General features: G+C 42.9%; 1 rRNA gene (running past one end of the window). It reads right to left on the reverse strand.

The window, feature by feature from the left end:
- Nucleotides 1-567 (reverse strand): 23S ribosomal RNA (locus ACFSDX_RS18955) (its annotated part extends 1,726 nt beyond the left edge of the window); the annotation flags it as partial.

A 567-nucleotide genomic window follows, 5' to 3' on the forward strand; every position in this document is an offset into this window, starting at 1 on the left:
ACCATTTATAGTCCTCTAACTGCTTGTAAGCACACGGTTTCAGGTTCTTTTCACTCCGCTATCCGCGGTTCTTTTCACCTTTCCCTCACGGTACTGGTTCACTATCGGTGTCTGATTAGTATTTAGCCTTACCGGGTGGTCCCGGCAGATTCAGACAGGGTTTCACGTGCCCCGCCCTACTCAGGATACATCTATGAGATTTTATGATTTCGTATACAGGAATATCACCTTCTATGTTGAAGCTTTCCAACTTCTTCTACTATCATAAAATTTTGTAACTCAATGTAAGATGTCCTACAACCCCTTTTTACAGGTTTGGGCTCTTTCGCTTTCGCTCGCCACTACTGACGAAATCATTATTTATTTTCTTTTCCTGTTGCTACTAAGATGTTTCAATTCGCAACGTGTCTCGCTAATTTGACTATGGATTCATCAAAATGCAACTGAGGTTTGCTCAGTTAGGTTACCCCATTCGGAAATCTCCGTATCATAGTTTATTTCCAACTCCACGAAGCTTATCGCAGGTAATCGCGTCCTTCATCGACTTTCAGACCCAAGGCATCCACC

Origin of the sequence: Hymenobacter bucti (assembly GCF_042681145.1) — a bacterium.
Classification (GTDB): Bacteria; Bacteroidota; Bacteroidia; order Cytophagales; family Hymenobacteraceae; genus Hymenobacter; species Hymenobacter bucti.